Raw genomic sequence first — 2,818 nt, forward strand, 5'->3', positions numbered from 1 at the left:
GCTTGGCCATGTGTTTACGCCTTGATCTCTTCGCCGCTGGACTTGAAGACGCGAACGCCGTTGTCCTTGGTCTTGCGGGCCTGCTTGTCGGCGTCGCTCAGCAGCTTGATGCCGACACGATCAGCCTTGCCGGTGGCGGGATTGAAGATGGCCACGTTGGACTGATGGATCGACATGGTCTTGTCGACGACTCCGCCAGTCGTGCCCTTCATCGGGTTCGGCTTGACGTGCTTCTTCACCACGTTCACGCCGTCGACCACGATGCGGTCTTCATCAACGCGCTGCGTGACAGTGCCACGCTTGCCTTTGTCGCGCCCGGTCAACACGATGACCTGGTCGCCTTTGCGAATCTTGTTCATAAGCTGTTCTTCCTCAACCGCGGCTTAGAGCACTTCAGGTGCGAGCGACACGATCTTCATGAAACGCTCGGTACGCAGTTCACGCGTGACCGGGCCGAAGATGCGGGTGCCGATGGGCTCGAGCTTGGCGTTGAGCAGCACGGCGGCATTGCCGTCGAACTTCACCAGCGAGCCGTCCTGGCGGCGAACGCCTTTGGCGGTGCGAACGACGACGGCACTGTAGACCTCGCCCTTCTTCACACGACCACGCGGTGCGGCTTCCTTGATGGAAACCTTGATCACGTCACCGATACCGGCGTAGCGACGCTTGGAGCCGCCGAGCACCTTGATGCACTGGACGGATTTCGCGCCAGTGTTGTCCGCGACGTCGAGCCGCGATTGCATTTGAATCATGTTCTGTCCCCAACTTGTCTTGCCGAAGCAAGCAGTCTTGGGCCCGTCAGATCGTTGCGCTGGATGCGCAACTCACTGTTTGGGCGGAGCCGAAATTTGCTGTACCGTGCGAGCCAGCACAGCAGGAATTTCAGCGAAGTCGCGGATTATGCCGTGCTTTCAGCGGGTATGTCAACACCCCTCACCGCACATTCCGATTCAGGCCTTGATCTCTTGGGCTTGCTTGAGCAGCGTGCCAGCGTCGCTGACCTCGAACTTGCCTGGGCCTTCGATGTTGAGCGACTTGACGACGCCGTCCACCACCAACATCGAGTAACGCTGTGAGCGCACACCCATGCCTCGACTGGTCAGGTCCAGCTCCAGGCCGGTTGCCTTGGTGAAGGCGGCACTGCCGTCGGCCATCATGCGCACCTTGCCGCCGGTCTTCTGGTCACGGCCCCAGGCACCCATCACGAAGGCGTCGTTGACCGACACGCACCAGATTTCGTCCACGCCGGCAGCCTTCAATTCATCGGCCTGCTTCACGTAGCCAGGCACGTGCTGCGCGGAGCATGTTGGCGTGTAGGCGCCAGGTAATGCGAACACGGCAATCTTCTTGCCGGCAGTCGCCTGCTGGATGTCGAAGCTGTTGGGGCCGAGCGAACAGCCATTGCCTTCGACCTCGATGAATTCCTGCAGGGCACCTGCCGGGAGCTTGTCGCCAACCTTGAGCATGTTCGTCTCCAGATGGATGGGTGAATCAGATCACAAAATGCAAAACGGCCGGAGCGCCAAGTTACAGCACACCGACCGTTGCAGCGGGGCAGAACTGCCGCGCAGGGTACGTCAATCAGACCGTGCGGGCTTTCTCGACCAGGCGAGTCACCACCCACGACTTGGTCTTTGAAATCGGACGGCTTTCAGCGATCTCAACCACATCGCCCAGCTTGTACTCATTCTTCTCGTCATGAGCGTGGTACTTGCTGGACTTGGCCACAATCTTGCCGTACAGCTCGTGCTTGGTACGGCGCTCGATCAGGACCGTGATGGTCTTGGAACGTTTGTCGCTGACGACCTTGCCAACCAGCTTGCGCTGGTTCTTGCCGGGCGCGTCGACTTTGATATCAGTGGCGGTCGAAGTCATTTCGCGGCCCCTTTCTTCTTCTCGGCCAGGATGGTCTTGGCACGAGCGATGTCACGACGGGTGTTGCCCAGCGTGGTGTGGTTGGTCAGCTGCTGGGTCGCCTTTTGCATGCGCAGACCGAAGTGGGCCTTGAGCAGGTCGGCTACTTCCTTTTGGAGGCCAGCGACGTCTTTGGCACGAAGTTCAGATGTTTTCATCATGTTCTCCTCAGGCGCCGATCGCGCGGGCCACGAAGGTGGTGCTCAGCGGCAACTTGGCCGAAGCCAGCTTGAACGCTTCGCGGGCCAGCTCTTCCGGCACACCGTTGATTTCATAGAGCACCTTGCCGGGCTGGATTTCAGCCACGTAGTACTCCGGGTTGCCCTTGCCGTTGCCCATGCGGACTTCAGCAGGTTTTTGCGAGATGGGCTTGTCCGGGAAGATGCGGATGAAGATCCGACCGCCGCGCTTGATGTGGCGCGAGATCGCGCGGCGAGCCGCCTCGATCTGGCGCGCCGTCAAACGGCCGCGCTCGGTGGCCTTCAGGCCGAAGTCGCCGAACGACACAGCCGCGCCGCGCGTGGCCACGCCGGTGTTCCGGCCCTTTTGTTCCTTGCGGTATTTTCTGCGTGCAGGTTGCAGCATGCTTATTCTCCTTTGGGCTCAGTGGCCCCAGGCGTCGGCGCCTTGCGCACGCGCTTGACCGCGGGCGTCTTCGGCGCATCGCCAGCCGGTGCGGCTGCTTCTGCAGGGCGACCAGCGTCTTGACGTGGCGCGCCACGATCGAAACCACCACCACCCGGGCGACCACCACGACCAGCAGGAGCACCAGGTGCGCCCGGACGGGTGTTGCGACGCGGACGGCGATCGTCTTCTTGCACTTCAGGCTTGTTGGCCTGGGGTGCCAGCTCGCCATTGGCGAGGCGATCACCACGGTAGACCCAGCACTTCACGCCGATGATGC

At 61.2% G+C, this 2,818-nt stretch carries 6 protein-coding genes and 1 pseudogene; all 7 read right to left on the minus strand.

All coding sequences use genetic code 11. From position 1 onward, the window contains the following. Positions 1-14 precede the first annotated feature (14 nt). On the minus strand, positions 15-359 hold the full coding sequence (gene rplX / locus RMO40_RS06330) for a 50S ribosomal protein L24 (RefSeq protein ID WP_309717883.1): 345 nt from the start codon (positions 357-359) through the stop codon (positions 15-17). A gap of 24 nt (positions 360-383) precedes the next feature. Next, entirely contained in the window at positions 384-752 is a 369-nt protein-coding gene (gene rplN / locus RMO40_RS06335) for a 50S ribosomal protein L14 (RefSeq protein ID WP_201810338.1), read from the minus strand. A gap of 198 nt (positions 753-950) precedes the next feature. Further along, the gene (locus RMO40_RS06340) at positions 951-1,466 is read right to left on the minus strand and encodes a peroxiredoxin (protein ID WP_309717887.1); all 516 of its coding nucleotides are present in this window, start codon (positions 1,464-1,466) and stop codon (positions 951-953) included. A 115-nt stretch (positions 1,467-1,581) separates the two neighbouring features. Beyond that, positions 1,582-1,875, minus strand: a complete 294-nt coding sequence (gene rpsQ / locus RMO40_RS06345) for a 30S ribosomal protein S17 (protein WP_309717890.1) — start codon at positions 1,873-1,875, stop codon at positions 1,582-1,584. Then, positions 1,872-2,075 (minus strand): 50S ribosomal protein L29, encoded by a 204-nt coding sequence (gene rpmC / locus RMO40_RS06350; RefSeq protein ID WP_309717893.1) that lies wholly within the window; start codon positions 2,073-2,075, stop codon positions 1,872-1,874. Before rpmC ends, rpsQ begins: the two co-directional genes overlap by 4 nt. A gap of 7 nt (positions 2,076-2,082) precedes the next feature. Next, positions 2,083-2,499, minus strand: coding sequence for a 50S ribosomal protein L16 (rplP, locus tag RMO40_RS06355; protein WP_047489326.1), 417 nt, complete (start codon positions 2,497-2,499; stop codon positions 2,083-2,085). 2 nt (positions 2,500-2,501) lie between these two features. Next, positions 2,502-2,818: pseudogene (locus RMO40_RS06360) on the minus strand (30S ribosomal protein S3); the annotation flags it as partial.

The organism is Rhizobacter sp. (assembly GCF_031412075.1).
In the GTDB taxonomy this organism is placed as follows: Bacteria; Pseudomonadota; Gammaproteobacteria; order Burkholderiales; family Burkholderiaceae_C; genus Rhizobacter.

Excerpts from the sequence above, each read along its gene's own strand:
- RMO40_RS06340 (WP_309717887.1), bottom strand. The coding sequence starts at position 1,466 with ATGCTCAAGGTTGGCGACAAGCTCCCGGCAGGTGCCCTGCAGGAATTC.
- rplP (WP_047489326.1), bottom strand. The coding sequence starts at position 2,499 with ATGCTGCAACCTGCACGCAGAAAATACCGCAAGGAACAAAAGGGCCGG.
- rpmC (WP_309717893.1), bottom strand. The coding sequence starts at position 2,075 with ATGATGAAAACATCTGAACTTCGTGCCAAAGACGTCGCTGGCCTCCAA.
- rplN (WP_201810338.1), bottom strand. The coding sequence starts at position 752 with ATGATTCAAATGCAATCGCGGCTCGACGTCGCGGACAACACTGGCGCG.
- rpsQ (WP_309717890.1), bottom strand. The coding sequence starts at position 1,875 with ATGACTTCGACCGCCACTGATATCAAAGTCGACGCGCCCGGCAAGAAC.
- rplX (WP_309717883.1), bottom strand. The coding sequence starts at position 359 with ATGAACAAGATTCGCAAAGGCGACCAGGTCATCGTGTTGACCGGGCGC.